At 69.2% G+C, this 16603-nt stretch carries 14 protein-coding genes; 6 read left to right on the top strand and 8 right to left on the bottom strand.

The window, feature by feature from the left end:
- Positions 1-181: 181 nt before the first annotated feature.
- The gene (locus ACNI65_RS23500; RefSeq protein WP_416759812.1) at positions 182-427 is read left to right on the top strand and encodes a hypothetical protein; all 246 of its coding nucleotides are present in this window, start codon (positions 182-184) and stop codon (positions 425-427) included.
- Positions 428-432: 5 nt separating this feature from the next.
- Here the strand turns inward: ACNI65_RS23500 and ACNI65_RS23495 are convergent, their stop codons facing one another.
- From ACNI65_RS23495 to ACNI65_RS23480, 4 genes are all read right to left on the bottom strand, one after another.
- Positions 433-1611 (bottom strand): ABC transporter permease, encoded by a 1179-nt coding sequence (locus ACNI65_RS23495; RefSeq protein WP_416759810.1) that lies wholly within the window; start codon positions 1609-1611, stop codon positions 433-435.
- The gene (locus ACNI65_RS23490) at positions 1608-2432 is read right to left on the bottom strand and encodes an ATP-binding cassette domain-containing protein (protein ID WP_416759809.1); all 825 of its coding nucleotides are present in this window, start codon (positions 2430-2432) and stop codon (positions 1608-1610) included. The genes ACNI65_RS23495 and ACNI65_RS23490 overlap by 4 nt, the downstream gene beginning before the upstream one ends.
- The gene (locus tag ACNI65_RS23485) at positions 2429-4054 is read right to left on the bottom strand and encodes an alpha/beta hydrolase (protein ID WP_416759808.1); all 1626 of its coding nucleotides are present in this window, start codon (positions 4052-4054) and stop codon (positions 2429-2431) included. Before ACNI65_RS23485 ends, ACNI65_RS23490 begins: the two co-directional genes overlap by 4 nt.
- Positions 4055-4119: 65 nt before the next feature.
- Positions 4120-4629, bottom strand: a complete 510-nt coding sequence (locus ACNI65_RS23480; RefSeq protein WP_416759807.1) for a MaoC family dehydratase — start codon at positions 4627-4629, stop codon at positions 4120-4122.
- A gap of 158 nt (positions 4630-4787) precedes the next feature.
- On the opposite strand from ACNI65_RS23480, the gene gstA reads away from it, so the two are divergent.
- Complete coding sequence (gene gstA / locus ACNI65_RS23475; RefSeq protein WP_416759806.1) at positions 4788-5396, top strand: glutathione transferase GstA; 609 nt, start codon at positions 4788-4790, stop codon at positions 5394-5396.
- 144 nt (positions 5397-5540) lie between these two features.
- Here gstA and ACNI65_RS23470 read toward each other — a convergent pair whose 3' ends face one another.
- The 3 genes from ACNI65_RS23470 to ACNI65_RS23460 form a co-directional block, all read right to left on the bottom strand.
- Positions 5541-7127 (bottom strand): thioredoxin family protein, encoded by a 1587-nt coding sequence (locus ACNI65_RS23470; RefSeq protein ID WP_416759805.1) that lies wholly within the window; start codon positions 7125-7127, stop codon positions 5541-5543.
- A 95-nt stretch (positions 7128-7222) separates the two neighbouring features.
- Complete coding sequence (locus tag ACNI65_RS23465; RefSeq protein WP_416759804.1) at positions 7223-7711, bottom strand: GFA family protein; 489 nt, start codon at positions 7709-7711, stop codon at positions 7223-7225.
- 155 nt (positions 7712-7866) lie between these two features.
- Positions 7867-8613: a hypothetical protein gene (locus ACNI65_RS23460; RefSeq protein WP_416759803.1), complete on the bottom strand. Its 747-nt coding sequence runs from the start codon at positions 8611-8613 to the stop codon at positions 7867-7869.
- 178 nt (positions 8614-8791) lie between these two features.
- Here ACNI65_RS23460 and ACNI65_RS23455 point away from each other — a divergent pair, with 178 nt between their 5' ends.
- Together ACNI65_RS23455 and ACNI65_RS23450 are read left to right on the top strand one after the other, a co-directional pair.
- Positions 8792-9076 carry a helix-turn-helix domain-containing protein gene (locus ACNI65_RS23455; protein ID WP_416759802.1) on the top strand — a complete coding sequence of 95 codons (285 nt, stop codon included), beginning with the start codon at positions 8792-8794 and terminating at the stop codon, positions 9074-9076.
- Positions 9077-9083: 7 nt separating this feature from the next.
- A complete protein-coding gene (locus ACNI65_RS23450; RefSeq protein ID WP_416759801.1) occupies positions 9084-10376 on the top strand; it encodes a type II toxin-antitoxin system HipA family toxin in 1293 nt (430 codons plus the stop codon).
- A gap of 145 nt (positions 10377-10521) precedes the next feature.
- On the opposite strand, the gene ACNI65_RS23445 is transcribed toward ACNI65_RS23450, so the two are convergent.
- A complete protein-coding gene (locus tag ACNI65_RS23445) occupies positions 10522-11811 on the bottom strand; it encodes a DUF4397 domain-containing protein (RefSeq protein WP_416759799.1) in 1290 nt (429 codons plus the stop codon).
- Positions 11812-12049: 238 nt separating this feature from the next.
- Between ACNI65_RS23445 and ACNI65_RS23440 the strand changes: the two genes are divergently transcribed.
- On the top strand, positions 12050-14110 hold the full coding sequence (locus ACNI65_RS23440) for an FAD-dependent oxidoreductase (protein WP_416759798.1): 2061 nt from the start codon (positions 12050-12052) through the stop codon (positions 14108-14110).
- 185 nt (positions 14111-14295) lie between these two features.
- Entirely contained in the window at positions 14296-16581 is a 2286-nt protein-coding gene (locus tag ACNI65_RS23435) for an EAL domain-containing protein (RefSeq protein ID WP_416759797.1), read from the top strand.
- Positions 16582-16603: the final 22 nt, after the last annotated feature.

Genomic DNA, 16603 nt, shown 5'->3' with positions numbered 1-16603 from the left:
CATGGGGAGAAGCGCAACCGCCGAACCGCAATATCCAAACTCAACAATTCTGACAATGACACCAGCCTGGATTGTGTACGCGTGGCCGCGAATATTGTGTGATGTACAGCGTCTACCTCGCTTGCAGTTCGCGCATTTGAGCACGCGCGTGTTGGTCGCGGGAGACGAGGATCACCCGGCCATGGGGCAAACCCTGTGGAGCGGCGAGTCCGAGTACGGCGCCGCGGGGGTGGCCTGGGACTGGGTACGCATGCCTTACGGCATGGTCTCGATGGTCGACCCGATGGCCCTGGTCACCAACCTGCAGTTCCTCAACCGCTCCGGTGAGGTGCTGGCGCCGATGGAATCGGTGATCCAGCTCAACGGCATCGTGCATACGCTGCCGTGGCAGGAGCAAGTGCAGCGCGCACTCGCCACCCGCCACTGACACGCTCAGCGCGCCACCGCGGCGCGCATCGAGCGCGCCACCAGCGTCAGGCCCGCGACCGACAGGGCGATGCCCACGATCACCGTGGGCATCACCTTCGCGAAGGTCAGCGGCTCACCCTTGAGCACCAGCATCATGAGCTGGTTCTGACCGAGGCCCGGCACCCACAGGTGCCAGGAGGCTTCCCCGCCCGGATTCACGATCGCCACCATCGGCGTCAGCGCGATGGCGGTGATCACGAGTGTGGTGCTGGCCTGCGCCTCCTTGAAGGTCTTCGTGCGGATGGCCAGCGCCATCAGCACCGCGGACAGCCCCATGCCCAGCGGGATCTGGAGCAGCAGGAAGCGGATCGCCTCGCCCCAGCCGAACTGGAACATCGCGGCCAGCGCGTCGCTGCGCATCAGCATCTGGCCGGGCAGGAAGCTGAGGTTGGACAGCACCGCGACCAGCATGCCGGCCATCACCACCGCGGCCCACTTGCCCGTGACGATGGCCGAATGCGGTGCCGGATTCACCAGCAGCGGCTCGAGCGAGCCGCGTTCGCGCTCGCCGGCCGTGCTGTCCAGCGCGGCGGTCAGGGCGCCGTAGAGCACGGCCATCATGATGAACATCGGCAGCATCTGCGTGAGCCGCACGGAGCGCGCCTGCTGGCTGGCGAGATCGCGCTCCTGCACGTCCACCGGCTTGAGCTGCGGCGCGCCGATGCCGTGCATGGCCAGCGTCAGCGTCGCGCGTTCGTTGCCGAAGCCCGAGAGCAGCCGGTTGACCGCGCCCACGCCGGCCTCGGCGCGCTGGTTGGCGCTGTCGGTCACGACCTCCACGCGCGCGGGTTCACCGCCGGCGAGCATCGTCTCGAAGTCCGCCGGCACGAGCAGTACCGGATCGGCGAGCTTGCCCAGGCGCAGCTGTTCCTCATAGTCCGCCGGGGCGGTCTTGATCGTGTAGGTCTGACGCTCGATGTAGTTGCGCAGCGTGGGCGCATGCTCGATGCCCACAACGAGCACCTCGCGCTGCTCGGCGCGTTGCTGCAGCGAGGCGGCCAGGCTGGACATCAGCAGCAGCATCAGCGGCCCCATCAGCACCGAGGGGATCAGCAGGCGCAGCAGCGTGCGCCGGTCACGCAGGGCGTCGACGATCTCCTTGGCGAAGACCGTGCGGAAGGCTTTCAGGAAGGGACCGTTCATGCGGACTCCAGGTGGCGCGCCTGCGCCGCTTCTTCAGGGAAAGCGAGGTCGACGAAGGCGTCCTCGAAGCGCTCGCGGCCGGTCTGGGCAAGCAGCCCGTCGACGGTGCCGGTGGCGACCGAGCGGCCATGGGACATCACCACGACCTGGTCGCAGAGCTGTTCCACCTCCTGCATGATGTGGCTCGAGAAGACGATGCACTTGCCGCCGCCCGCGGGCGAGCGCAGGTGGCGCAGCACCTCGCGCAGCGCGCGCGTGGCGACGACGTCCAGGCCGTTGGTCGGCTCGTCGAGCACGATGTTGGCCGGGTCGTGCACCAGCGCGCGGGCCAGCGCGGTCTTCATGCGCTCGCCCTGGCTGAAGCCGTCGGCGCGGCGTTCCATGATCTTGCGCATGTCCAGCAGCTCCGACAGCGCGTCGGCGCGGGCTTGCGCCTGGTCCATCGGCATGTCCTGCAGGCGCGCGAAGTAGACGATGTTCTCGCGCGCGGTCAGCCGCGGATACAGGCCGTGGGCGTCGCCCAGGATGCCCATGCGCGAGAGCGCCTGACGCGGCTGGGTCAGCACGTCGATGCCGTCGACATCGATCGTGCCGCGGTCCGGCGGAAACAGGCCCGCGAGCATGCGCAGCGACGTGGTCTTGCCCGCGCCATTGGGGCCGAGCAGGCCGGTGATGCGGCCGTCGGGGGCGTTGAGGTCGAGCTGCTCGACGGCGACGACGGTGCGCGCCGCCTGGCGCTTGCCCATGAGCCGGGCGAGCGTTCCGCCGCTGCCGCCGCCGCGGGTCTGGAAGGTCTTGTGGAGGGCGTGCAGGCGGATCATCGCTGGGACTCCCGGGCGGCGGAGGCGGCGGCCGCGATGGTCGCCGGGGTGGGGGGCAGGAAGGCCGGCGGGCGCGGCACGTCCTTGGCGCAGCTGGTGTCGACGGCGAGCGCGTCGGCGTCCTTGGGCGCGTCGATGAAGCGATAGATCACGTCGCGCATGCACGGCAGCGTCATGGCCACGCCGTGTCCGGCGGCATTGACGACGACATGGCGCGCCTGCGGTCCCAGCGCTTCCGTCACGCGCTGGCCGTGGCGCTGCGGGGTGGCGGGATCGATGCCGCCGCTGGTGACCAGCACGGGGGTCTTGGCCTTGGGGATGTCGTAGAACGCGGCGGGCACCTCACCGCGCGGCCAGCCCGAGCACACGCGGGCGTAGAGGTCGCGGTCGACGGTGCCGAAGTCGGCGGCGGGCGCGTCGGTGGCGCCGGCGATGCGCGGGCCGTCCTCGGCGCAGATCACCGAGAAGTGCATGCCCTCGAAGATCCGCATCGCGCGCGATCCGCCGCCCATCTGGCCGGCCAGACCGGCCAGGGCGCCGAAGCGGCCGAGCGAGGCTTCATGCAGGGCCGCGGGCAGCGCGGCGACCAGGTGCGGCGCGTAGAGCGTCGGGCGCACCAGGTTGAGCAGACCCTCGCGCGTGAGCGTGGCCTCCTCGGGCCGGCCGGTCAGCGGATGGGTGAAGCTGACCTTGCGCGGCATGCTCTTGAGCAGCCCCTGCCATTCGCTCTTCAGCGCGGGATAACGGGCGTTGCAGTCGGGCGAGGCGGCGCAGGCGGAGAAGGTCATGTCGAGCGCGCGTTGCCCGTCCTGCGAGAAGCTCACCGGCAGGACCATGTCCGGCGGCGCGACGCCGTCGATCACGCTGCGGCGCACGCGATCGGGGAACTGGCGCTCGTACTCGAGCGCCGCGCGCGTGCCGTAGGACGCGCCGATCAGGTTCCAGCGTTCCACGCCGAGCGCGGCGCGCACGGCGTCCATGTCCTGCATCGCGATCGTCGTCGTGAAGAAGCGCAGGTCGCCGTAAGGCAGCTGCTTGAGCGAATCGCGGCACTGCTCGAGCAGCTTCACCTTCGCGCCGGGCTGCAGCAGGTCGTCCAGGCTGCGCGAGGCGTTGTCCGGGCAGGACAGCGGGGCCGAGCGGCCGGTGCCGCGCTGGTCGATGAAGACGAGGTCGCGGCGGTAGCTCAGCCGGGAGAGCCTCGGCAGCACCGAGGCGGTGAGCGCGGTGGCGCTCTGGCCGGGACCGCCGGCAAGCAATAGCACCGGGTCGGGGAACTTGTTGCGCGCCATCGCGGGCACGACGACGTACTGGATGTCGATCTTCACGCCATCGGGACGGGCGGGATCGAGCGCGCGGGGGAGGCTGCCGCACAGGACCTCGGTCGGCACGCCCTCGACGCGGCAGGGGCGCAGCGGCTTGCCCGGCGTTCCGGTGGGGGCCGCCACCGCGGAGGCGCTCGTGGCTGACGAAGCCTGCGCCAGCGCCGCGGGCGCGGCGCCGAGGAGCGCCAGGGTGGTCAGCGCGGCAAAGGCGGCAGGGGCCGCGGTGTGCGGGGCGGGTCGTCGGACCGCGCGCGGTCGGGATCGGGGGGCAGGTGTTGCCCCGGGACGCATCGTCATGAGATCGCTCCTCCGTGTGCCCGGCGATTATGGCGAGCAGGAGGCGCGCGGCAGGGTGCCTTCGGTCAGCTTTGGGGAGACTCGGGGCCCGGGCTTTCCCTGCGTCCGAACATGCCCCAGCCCTCCATGCTCATCACGGCTTCGTCCTTCTGGTTGAAGACCTCCCAGCCCGAACGCACCAGGCCGATCTGCGGGCGGCTGCGGCTGGGCTTGATCTCCAGCACGGTCATGCGCACGCGCAGCGTGTCGCCGGGCCGCACCGGCTTGAGCCAGCGCAGGTTGTCGATGCCGGGCGATCCCTGGCTGGTGGAGTCCAGCAGATAGGCGTCGCACATCATGCGCATCACCAGCGCGCAGGTCTGCCAGCCGCTGATCGACAGGCCGCCGAGGACCGAGGCGTTCGCGGCGTCCTCGTCCAGGTGCAGCGGTTGCGGGTCGTAGGCGGCGGCGAAGGCGAGGCCCTCCTCGCGATCCACCAGGCGTGAGCCGAACTCACGGACCTGGCCGACGCTGAAGTCCTCGAAGGCGTAGGTCTTGCCTGAAGCAGGGGCGGCGGGAGAAGCAGGAGCGCTCATCGATCATCCTCATGCGGCGGTCGCGACGCGCCGACTGTAGGCGCGACCTGCTGGATCGATTGGCGCGATCGCGACATCCCCTCGGGATGTCCCCGGCATTGCACGGGTGTACGCGGGCGCGTATGGTCGCCGGGTTTCGCCCCCCCAAAGGAGACCCCATGAAGCTCTACTACAGCCCCGGCGCCTGCTCGCTGTCGCCCCACATCGTCCTGCGCGAGGCCGGCCTGGCCTTCGAGCCCGTGCTCGCCAGCACCAAGACCCACAAACTCCAGGACGGCACCGACTACTACGGCATCAACCCCAAGGGTTACGTGCCGCTGCTGGAACTCGACGACGGCGAACGCCTCTCCGAAGGCCCGGCCATCATCCAGTACATCGCCGACCAGGCCCCCGACAAGCAGCTCGCCCCGGCCAACGGCACGATGGCGCGTTATCGCCTGCAGGAGTGGCTCAACTTCATCACCACCGAGCTGCACAAGACCTTCAGTCCGCTGTTCAACCCCGGCATCAACGACGAGGCGAAGACGGTCTTCCGCAACAAGCTCCACGAGCGCTTCAAGTGGGTCGACGAGCAACTCGCCGGCAAGCAATACCTGCTCGGCGATCAGTTCTCGGTCGCGGATGCCTACCTGTTCACCGTCTCCAACTGGGGACAACACGTCGGCGTCGACCTGGCGGGCTACCCGAACCTCGTCGCCTATCGCGCCCGCGTGGGCTCGCGGCCGGCGGTTCAGGAAGCGATGAAGGCCGAAGGGCTCGTCAAGTAATCGATCTCGGTTCTTTGACTGCTCAGAGCCCTCACCCCAACCCCTCTCCCGCTGCGCGGGCGAGGGGCTTTCGCGAAGTGAGGCCATGAGGCCCCCTCGCCCGCGCAGCGGGAGAGGGCGGGGGGTGAGGGCTCTTGGAAGTCCTCAACCTTTCTTCTTCAGCAGCGACTCGCAAGCGCCCTTGTCACCGGCGTCCTGCTTCGCGCACACGCCATCGAGCTGCGTGCGCAGCCGACCCAGCGCCGCGTCATGCTGCCCATTCGCGTTCCACGCGACCAGCTGGCTGCCGACCTTCTGCAACGAACGCGCGCTGCGCTCATAGAAGGCCCCCTTGTCCTTCTCCGCCTCGGCCAGCAACTGCGCGGCCGCCTTCTCGATCCGCGGCGCATCCTGCGGCGACAGCTCCACCAGCGCGCTCAGGTAATTCGATCCCCACTGCAGACGCGTGGCCGGACCTTCGCTCTTGTTGAAGGCCTCTTCGTACCACTTCAGCGCCTCTTCCTTCTTGCCCTGCTTGCGCGCATTGCCGCCCAGCGAGCTCATCAGGTAGTACGGGCTGTGGCTCTTGGCCAGACTCGACTTCAACAACGCATCGCTGTCGGCCCACAAGCCCGCGCGTCCGAGCAGGAACGCCGCCGACGTGATCACCGCCTGGCGCTCATACCCATCGGTGACTTCCTTGTCGACCTTGGCGGCATGGGCCTTGACCTCGGCCAGCAGCGGCGCCGGCAGTTTGGGCGCGATGTCGTCCTTCTTCTGGTCCAGCCGCGCCAGCTCGACCCGCGCCAGCAGCGACTGCAGGCGATCCGCGCGCGACAGGCTCGCATCGGCCTCGAAACGCTTGAGCGCCGCATCGAACTTGCCGATCAGCGCCTGACGATCCGCACCCGCGGTCGGCGCGAGCGCGCGCACGATGTCATCGCCGTTGTTGCTCAGCACGTCCATCTGCGCACGCGCGGCGGCCGGATCGGCCAGCACCTTCTCGACGCGGGCACGCAGCGCCGCATCGGCCTTGAGCGCGCCGCCGCCCTCGGTGGCGGCCAGCGCCTTGAGCCACAACCGGGTGGTGGTTTCCTCGTCGACGCCCTGGCTCGCGGCGGCCAGCTTGGCCAGCAGCGCCGGCCGTTGCGCGGCGGGCACGAGCTGCTGCTCGTCGGTTTCCCAGGAATAGAAGCCCAGCAGCTTCCATTCATTGGCCGCCAGCTTCTTGCCGGCCTGCGCGTCGGCGAGCACCGTCTTCACCGGGCGGCCACCGGCCAGGCCCAGCTGCAGCACGCGCAGCACCTGCGGGGCGTCGACCTCGCCGGGCAGGCGGGTGATCTCCTGGCCGTCGTTGCCGAACAGGATCATCGTGGGATACCCGCGCACCTTGAAACGCGCGCCCAGGCGCTGGGCGCCGGGGTTGTCGCCGTCGATGTGGACCGCGACGAAGGCGCGCGACTGCTCGATGAAGTCGGCGCGGTTGAACAGCGTGGCCTTGAGCTGGTTGCACGGCGGGCACCACTTGGCGCCCCAGTACAGCAGGACCGGCTTTTTCTCGCCGCGGGCCTGGGTGAACGCGCGTTCGATGTCGGCATCGCCGGAGGCTTCCTGCCAGGCGACCGAGGCCGACGCGCTCGCGGCGGTGGCCACCGGCATCAGCGCCGGGAGCGCGCCGATCGTGGACAGCGCGGCGGCAAGGACGGTCAGGCGGGCGGCCGAGCGCAGGCGCCGGGCGGTCGAGGTGCTCAAGGTCATGGCAGGGATCGCGGCCTCGTGAGCCGGTCGATGTCGAGGAAAGCCGGCATTGTGGCGCCGAGACGGCCTCCCCGATATGCGGGACGCTTCTAACCTTGCTTGCCGCGCAGGATCGCGCCGCGCGCCAGGCTTTCCGGCGACCAGACGTCGGGCACGCGGTAGTACTCGGGTACCGCGAGCGCCTCGGCGGGCAACTGCACCCACGGCTGCTTGGAGGCCGTGAAGATGTGGATGTCCGGGGGCAGGCGGTCGGGCTCGTCGAGCGAGCCCACGCGCACGAAGCGCACCGCGTCACCGCCGCCGGCGTAGTTGCTCCAGACGGCGATCGCGCAATTCGGGCAACGCCAGATCTTCTGACCCTTGCCGCTCTCGCTCGGATTCATGAACGGGACCGGCTCGCCGGCGAGCAGCTCGACGCGGTCGGCCTCGATCATCGCGTTGAGCGCGAACGCGGCACCGCTGGCGCGCTGGCACCAGCGGCAATGACAGCAATGCACGATCAGCGGCCGGCTGGTCATGCGGTAGCGGACCTGGCGGCAGTCGCAGCCGCCTTCGAAGGTCTCCTGGATCTCGGTCATCGGCGGTCTCCCCCTGGATGCGAGCGCGCAGGATAGCTGTCCGGAAACAGCGAGCCGATGACCAAGGGCATGCGCGCGCGGCGAGCAACGGGGACGACGAAGGTCACGGGCGATCGTGCCGCAGCGTGGGCAGGCCAGGTCATCGAGGAGGGTATTCAATCCTCGCCGAGCAAGTCCTGAGCGTCGTCCAGCGGTGGCGATTCGGGCGCCGCCTTCGCCAGCGTCATCCAGGTATTGAAGTCGGGCTTCATCGCCCGGCGCGGTGCCGGCCGGCCGAGCTCGAAGCGAAAGCCGGCCGCGTGGTCGGAGCCTGTCGCTCTGGGCAGCTCATGCGCGAAGAGCACGCCGAAGGCGGGCGGGATTTCCTCGACGGTGGCGATGCCGGCGCGCAGCACGTACCAGCACTGGCCGCCAAGCGCGAGGTAGGCCTGCGCCTTGGCCGGGCGGCGCAATTCGGAAAGCAGGTCGGAGCGGCTGACCTTGATCTCATGAACGGCGGGTTCGAGGTAGTCCTCGACGGTGGTGTTGCGCACCGAGTAGACATCGGGCATCGCGTTGACCCAGCGCATCCGCTCGGGGTCGTCCTCGTGCGGCAGGCCGGCGCGCAGCGACAGGCCGCGCCACACGATGCGGCCCGCGCGTTGCAGCTCGGTGGCCATGCGGGCGACGAGGTCCTCGTGCCGATCGCGCGCGGCGCGATTCTTCTGCAAGCCGATGTGGAGGACCTCAATGCCTGGTGCGGTGAGCCGCAGCGTCTCGCGGCCGTGCGCGTCCTGCTGGCGCTCGAGCCAGCCCAGCGCGAGCAGTTCGACCTCGAGCATGTCCTGACACGGCCACCCGGCCGAGCGCCACAGCTGGCGCAGCCGGCGAACCTGGATCACGGTGGGGCGGGGCGGGGACATGCGCGCATGTTGCCGCAGCGGGCTGACGGGGGGCGTCAGTAGGATCAGGAAGAATGCCCTTGACTGGCGCTGGCATCGTGTGCAAATAATCGTTCCCATGGGAACCGTTAAAGCCAATAAAGGGTCTGTTCAGACCCCTAAAGTCGAACGTCCTGTGCCGCTTCCAGCGTCGAGGGCGATGACGAAGCTGGGCGAGGACCTGAGCCGCGCGCGCCGGCGCAGAGGGCTGACACAGCAGTCCCTCGCGGAGCGCGCGGGGGTGGGCATCAGCACGCTCAGACGGCTCGAAGCGGGTGATCCCCGCATGCAACTGCATGTGCTGGCGCGCGTACTGCACGTCTTCGGCGACATCGATCGCCTCGACAAGCTCATGGATGCCGGCGTGGATGACATCGGGTTGGCATTGATGGATGAGCAACTCCCCAAGCGGGTTCGTCCTCGCAAGGGTTCCAACGCCTTCTGATCTCTTCATGCCTGCCACGACCAGCAAATCCCTTTCGACGAGCACCTTCGAGGTCTGCCTCGGCGACGCCTGCATCCCGGTGGGACAGTTGAAATACGTCGTGCAGGGGCGTCGGGAACTCGCGCAGTTCTCGTATCACGCGAGTTGGCTCGATCACCCGGCCCGTTTCGAGATCTCGCCGGACCTGCCACTCCAGGCGGGATTCTTCTCACGCAAGGCGCCCGGCGATCGCGAATCACCGTTCTTCTTCGCATTGGCCGACACCGAGCCGGATGCGTGGGGCCGGCAGGTCATCGATCGCGCGCATGCGAAGGCGCGAAAGAAGGACGCGTCCTTGGGGCCGCTTCGAGAGGTCGACTACCTGTGCGCAGTCGACGATTTCAGCCGCGTGGGTGCCTTGCGTCTGATGAAGGACGGTGCCGCATTGCGCGCCGTCGCAGCGGGCGAGCGGAGCACGCCCCCCTTCATCGAGTTGGAGCGCATCTATCGGGCGACGCGCGCCGTCGAGCGCAGCAAGGAAACGCAGGAGGACCTGCGATACCTGCAAGGCAAGGGCACCTCGCTCGGCGGGATGCGACCCAAGTGCACGATCCTGGACGAGTCGGGGCGCCTGTGCATCGGAAAGTTTCCGAGCATCGGGGACTCGACCAATGTGACGCGCGGCGAAGTACTCGCCCTTCGTCTGGCCGCCGACGCCGGCATCGATGTGCCGCGTGCGCGCGCTGTCGACGTGAACGGAACGGCCGTCGCGGTCATCGAGCGCTTCGACCGGACGCTTGAAGGCGGGCGCATCCCCTATCTGTCGGCCGCCTCGATGCTGCAGGCGGAACGACCGTCCCAACGGGCCTATACCGAAGTCGTCGACGTCCTGATGCGCAAGGGCGCGGAGCCGGAACGCGATGCCCGGCAACTCTGGCGACGCCTGGTGTTCAACCTGCTCATCACCAACACCGACGATCACCTGCGCAATCTCGGCTTCCTCTATGCAGCCAATGACCAGTGGCGCCTGGCACCCGCGTTCGATCTGAATCCGATGCCGGGCAAGCTGCGTGAATCCAAGACCTGGCTCAGCGAGGATGCCGGCCCCATCGAGACCGTGACCCAACTGCTGGACGCGTGCGGCTCCTTCTTGCTGACGAGGCAGGAAGCGCTTCGTGTCCTTCGAGAGGTCGCCTCAGCGGTGACGCGCTGGCGGGAGGTCGGAGCTGCATCGGACGTGGGTCTGAGCAAGACCGAATTGAAGGCCTTCGAAGACGCCTTCGATCACGATCAGATGCGAGAAGCGGTGAAGGCGAACTGAACGAAAAAAAGGCCACGCCTCGTGAGAGGACGTGGCCAACAGGGAGGTGGTGTCACCGGGCTTCGGTCGCCAGGACCGCCGCGCTCGGCAGGGGCGTTCAGTCGCCCGGGGCCGGGATCTGTTCCCGGCCCAGTCGTTCAGGTCATCAGTTGGACGAGCGCTCGCGGCGCAGCGAACCGACCATCGCCGTGCTGTCGCCCATCACGAACACCGTGTAGACGTAGCCCGCCTGGATGTTCAGATCGCTCAGGCTGTACACCGGCGTCGTCGACGACGGCGAGTTCACCGTCAGCAGCGCCGACGTCGAGGCCGGCGTCGTCGCCGGCGTCGAGCCCGTGCCCGCCACCACGTTGGACGCCAGCGCGCTGTAGTCCACGTTCAGCGTCAGGCCCGTCGCCGCGCTCGCCACGCCGTTGACCAGCCGGATCTTCGCGCTCGTCGTGTAGTTCGTCGGCAGCTTGTTGTCGTCGGTCAGCACCGCCAGCTTCGGATCGGCCGCCGTGCCCCACACCATCAGCGTGTAGTCCGCACCCGCCGCCAGCGTCGGCTTCGCGAACGACATCAGCGTGCCATTCACGTACACCGCCAGATCCGCCGAACCCGACGTCACCGTCGTGTAGTCGCCGATCGTCGGCGCCACCGACGTGGGCATCAGCGAGGTCTGGCCGATCGAGCCCGACACCAGCGCGCTGCCGCCCACCGCGGCCACCAGACGGGCGCGCGAGGTCGAGTTCGGGAAGTTGGTCGTCGCGCCCTGCTGCACCAGCTGGATGCCGTTGACCAGCACGCCACCGCTGCTGCCCGTCAGGATCAGCGTCGACACACCGGCCGACGGCAGCGTGATGCTGGGGATGTCCAGCCGCAGGTCGCTCTTCGTGCCGGCCGCGGTCATGCGCACGCGGAAGGTGCCGCTGTTGAGCGTGATGTAGCCGCTGCCCGAGCCCGTGGCGATGCTGCTCGCGACCGTCGAGGCCGCGTCCAGCGTCTCATCGGCGCCCGTCACGTAGACGTCCATCGAGCCCGCGTCCGGCGCCAGGTTCAGCACCAGCAGCTTGGACTTGCCCGAGGCCGGCACTTCCTGGTCTTCCTGCAGCAGCGTCGTGCGGATCGAGCCCGCCGCGCCGTACGCGATCATCGTGTAATGGCTGCCCGCGGCCAGCGACGGCGTCGACGACACCAGCGTGCTGCCCACGTTGTTGCTCTGCACCTCGGTGCCGGTGGCGTCGGTCTTGACGTCGGCATAACTGCCCACCGCCGCGTAGGTCACGCCGGAGTTCACCGTCGTGCTGTCCACCGCCATGTCCAGCGAGGCATAACCAATGCTCGCGTTGAGGAGGCGCATCTGCGCCTTGCTGTCGCTGCTGCCGCCGCCGCAGGCGGCCAGCAGGGCCGCGGTGGCCACGCTCAGGCCCAGGGCCCAGGTCTTGAATCGCATCGTCCGACACTCCGATTGAGGATGCGGCGATTGAACGAGGCCCGTGTTGCTGCGGCTTGTGGCCGCTTGCCAGGTTTGTGAACTTCAATATCAAGACCGACACACGGTTGCCACTTGGTGTGCCTTGCATGAAGGGCGCGACGCGGACACGCCCAAGCCCGGCAAGCGGGCCTCAGGGAAATCCCGCGTGGTCGTTGCTCTCTAATCCCGCGCGAGGGACGGCGCTAGCATCCGCGCGATGAACGCCTACCCGCAGCTGCTGTCGCCCCTGGATCTCGGCTTCACGACCCTCAAGAACCGCGTGCTCATGGGCTCCATGCACACCGGGCTGGAGGACTCGCGCAAGCACATCGGCCGACTGGCCGAGTACTTCGCCGAACGCGCCCGCGGCGACGTCGGCCTGATCGTCACCGGCGGCTACGCGCCCAACATCGCCGGCTGGGCCAAGCCCTTCGCCGGCACGCTGATGACCGGCGGCGCCGCGCGCCGCCATCAGGCCATCACCGGCGCCGTCCATGCCGAGGGCGGCAAGATCGCGCTGCAGATCCTGCACACCGGCCGCTACGGCTACCACCCGTTCAACGTCGCGCCGTCGAAGCTGAAGTCGCCGATCTCGCCGTTCACGCCGCATGCGCTGAGCGAGCGCGGCGTCGAGCGCCAGATCCGCGCCTTCGTGCGCTGCGCCGTGCTCGCGCGCGAGGCCGGTTACGACGGCGTCGAGGTGATGGGCTCCGAGGGCTACTTCATCAACCAGTTCCTCGTCGCCGCGACCAACCAGCGCGACGACGCCTGGGGCGGCGACTTCGCGCGCCGCATGCGGCTGCCGGTGGAGATCCTCACCCGCATGCGCGAGGCCGTCGGCCCGGACTTCATCATCATCTACCGCCTGTCGATGCTCGACCTGGTGCCCGACGGCGGCAACTGGGACGAGGTGCTGCAGCTCGCGCGCGCGGTCGCCAAGGCCGGCGCCACCATCATCAATACCGGCATCGGCTGGCACGAGGCCCGCATCCCCACGATCGCCACCAGCGTGCCGCGCGCCGGTTTCGCGTGGGTGACGAAGAAGCTGCGCGACCAGCTCCATGCCGAGGGCATCCGCACGCCGCTGGTCACCAGCAACCGCATCAACACGCCGGAGGTCGCCGAATCGGTGCTGGCCGACGGCTCGGCCGACATGGTCTCGATGGCGCGCCCGCTGCTGGCCGATCCGGCCTTCGTGCGCAAGGCCTCGCAGGGCCGCGCCGACGAGATCAACACCTGCATCGCCTGCAACCAGGCCTGCCTGGATCACGTGTTCAAGCAGGAGGTCGCGTCCTGCCTCGTGAATCCGCGCGCCGGTCACGAGACGCTGCTGCGCATCGTGCCGGTCGCGGCCGGTCAGCCGCGCAAGCGCGTGGCAGTCGTCGGTGCCGGACCCGCCGGACTGGCGGCCGCCACCACGCTGGCCGAGCGCGGCCACGAGGTCACGCTGATTGACGCCGCCACCGAGATCGGCGGCCAGTTCAACCTGGCCAAGCGCATCCCGGGCAAGGAAGAGTTCCACGAGACGCTGCGCTACTTCAAGCGCCGGCTGGAGCTGCTGGGCGTGACCCCGCAGCTGGGCCGCCGCGTCGGCGCGCAGGAGCTGATGGACTACGACGAGGTGCTGCTCGCCACCGGCGTCACGCCGCGCGATCCGCGCATCCCTGGCCAGGCCGACGGCGTCGCGCGGGGCCAGGTCTTGACCTACCTCGAAGTGCTGCGCGGCGAGAAGCCGGTGGGCCGCCGCGTGGCGGTGGTCGGCGCGGGCGGCATCGGCTTCGACGTCGCGGAGTTCCTGCTGGAGCAGGGCCACTCGCTGGCGCTCGACGCACCGGCGTGGCGCAAGCACTGGGGCGTGGGCGATCCGCAAGAGACCCGCGGCGGCCTGGCGCGTCCGCAGCCCGAGCCCGCCGAGCGCGAGGTCACGCTGCTGCAGCGGCGCGCGGGCAAGCTCGGCGCGGGCCTGGGCAAGACCACGGGCTGGATCCATCGCGCCGCGCTCAAGACGCACGGCGTGCGCATGATCGGCGGCGTGCAGTACGAACGCATCGATGAACACGGCCTGTGGATCAGCCAGGGCGAGGACCGCACCGATCCCGAGCGCATCGACTGCGACACCATCGTGCTGTGTACGGGACAGGAGCCGCTGCGCGAACTCGAGGCGCCGCTGCGCGCGGCGGGTCGATCGGTCCATCTGATCGGCGGTTCGGCGGAGGCCAAAGAATTGGACGCAAAGCGTGCAATCCTGCAGGGAACCCAGGTGGCGGCCTCGCTGTAACCCCTAGCTACAAATTCCGCCGGACGTCGATACTCCGGCAGTCGAGCAAGAGGGAACGTCCGCCACCCGCGCACGTCGCCGACACGGGGCCAGCTGTTGCCCCCGCCATTCGAACAAGAAAAGCCTGGTGATCCATGCGACTTCGCCTGCCCCGTCGTTGGGACTGCTTTGCCGTGTCCGCGTTGATGCCTGCGTGCCTGAGCACGCCGGCATGGGCGGACGCGTCGGTGCATGCGTCCGCGCCGGTGCCTTCGGCGACCGCGTCGATGGTGCCGCACCTGCCGGCCTGGATCGATTCCGGATCGACGGTGTTCTGGCTGGGCGCGGGTTGCGTGATCGGCGGCCTGACGCTGGGCGTGATGGTCAGCCTGTTCCTGCAGCAGCGCGGCCGACTGCAGCGCCGCCGCGAGGAACTCAAGCGCGTGCGCCGCGAGCGCGCCCGGCTCAGCGCGTTGCTCAACGCGATTCCCGACCCGATGTATTTCAAGGACGCCAACGGCGCCTATGAGGGCTGCAATCCGGCCTTCGAGCGCGCCGTGGGCCTCACCGAGCAGGAACTGATCGGCCGCCGCGACGCCGACCTGCCCAATCCGCCGGGCTGGGTCGACACCCAGTCCGATGGCCGCAGCCTGACCTGGCGCGAGGGGGACGAGGGCGTCGGACGCTGCCTGGACGTGCTCAGCGCGCGAGTCTTCGACGACGACCAGTACCTGGGCCAGGTCGCCATCGCGCGCGACGTCACCCAGCTGCAGCAGGCCACCGATGCCGCGCGCCGCGCCGCCACGGTGTACGAGCACTGCGGCGAGGGGATCATGGTCATCGACCACAACCTGCGCATCGTGGACGTGAATCCGGCGCTGGTGGCGATGGTCGGCCATGACCGCCAGACGCTGCTGGGCAAGCGCCCGCTGCTGCTGCGCGAGGCCGAGCAGGATCCCGACAAGCTGCGCCAGCTCTGGGCGGACATCGCCAGCGTGGGCAAGTGGAGCGGCGAGGTCACCGAGCGCCACAAGAACGGCGAATCGATCCCGATGTGGGCCACCTTCGTGAAGGTGCCGTCGCCGTCGGGCGACCCTGACCAGGTGCAGTACCTGAGCGTGCTGACCGACATCTCCCGCATCAAGCAGACCGAGGCCGAGCTGCTGCACCAGTCGCTCCACGACAGCCTGACCGGCCTGCCCAACGCGGCGCTGCTGCGTGACCGCATCGCGCGCCAGGTGGGCAACGCGCAGCGCGAGCACACCTGCGTGGCGGTGCTGTACATCGACCTGGACGGCTTCCGCGACGTCAACGACATCGCCGGCCATGCCGCCGGCGACCAGGTGCTGCTGACGGCCGCGGCGCGTTTCGCCAACGTCACGCGGCTGAGCGATTCGGTGGCGCGCGTCGGCGCGGACGAGTTCGTCGTGGTGCTGTCGGGCCTGGTCGACGAAGAGACCGCGATGCGGCTGGGCGATCGCCTGATCCAGGCGATGGACGAGCCCATCGTCATCGACAACCACCGATTCAATGTCGGCGCGAGCGTCGGACTGGCGCTGTTCCCGGCCGACGGGACGCACGTCGACGAGCTGCTGCGCAATGCCGAGGTCGCCATGGTGCGCGCCAAGCTGCACGCGCGCGGCTCGGTCCAGGCCTACCGGCCGGAGCTGACGCAGGCGGTGCAGCAGCGCTTCGAGCTGACGCACGCGCTGCGCCAGGCCAACGAGGCGGCGCAGTTCCGCCTGGAATATCAACCGCAGGTGCGGCTGAGCGACGGTCAGCTGATCGGCGCGGAAGCGCTGCTGCGCTGGCGTCATCCGACGCGCGGCCCGATCTCGCCCGCGGACTTCATCCCGCTGGCCGAGGAGACCGGGCTGATCATCCCGATCGGCCGCTGGGTGCTGGAGCAGGCCTGCGCGCAGGTGGCGCGCTGGCAGGGCCAGGAAGGCAAGCCGCAGCAGGTCGCCGTGAACGTGTCCGCGCGTCAGCTGCGTCAGCCGGACTTCATCGAGACGCTGGACTTCATCCTGGGCGAGACCGGCTGCCCGCCGAGCGCGCTGGAGCTGGAGGTCACCGAGAGCCTGCTGCTCGAGGACGCCGAACAGGCGATCAGCCTGCTGACGCGCATCTCCAATCGCGGCGTGCGCGTGGCCATCGACGACTTCGGCACCGGTTATTCCTCGCTGGCCTACCTGAAGCGCATGCCGGTGAGCACGCTCAAGATCGACCGCAGCTTCGTCAACGAGCTGAGCAGCGACGCCAACGTCGCCGCGATCGCGCGCACCGTGATCGTGCTGGCGCGCAGCCTGAACCTGGATGTGCTGGCCGAGGGCGTCGAGACGATGGAGCAGGCCGAGTGGCTGCGCCGCGAGGGCTGCGACTGGGCGCAGGGCTGGTACTACGGCCGCCCGATGCCGGCCGAGGACTTCGTGCTCACGCCACCGCCCGAGCCGCTGCGCCGCGCGCCGGCCAAGCGCCTGCAGCTGGCCTGATCAGCCCACATCAGCGGGCGTC

The organism is Roseateles sp. So40a (assembly GCF_048081605.1).
Lineage (GTDB): Bacteria > Pseudomonadota > Gammaproteobacteria > Burkholderiales > Burkholderiaceae_C > Roseateles.
The sequence above is the reverse complement of the archived record's forward strand: the minus strand, read 5'-3'. Positions and strand labels throughout refer to the sequence as shown.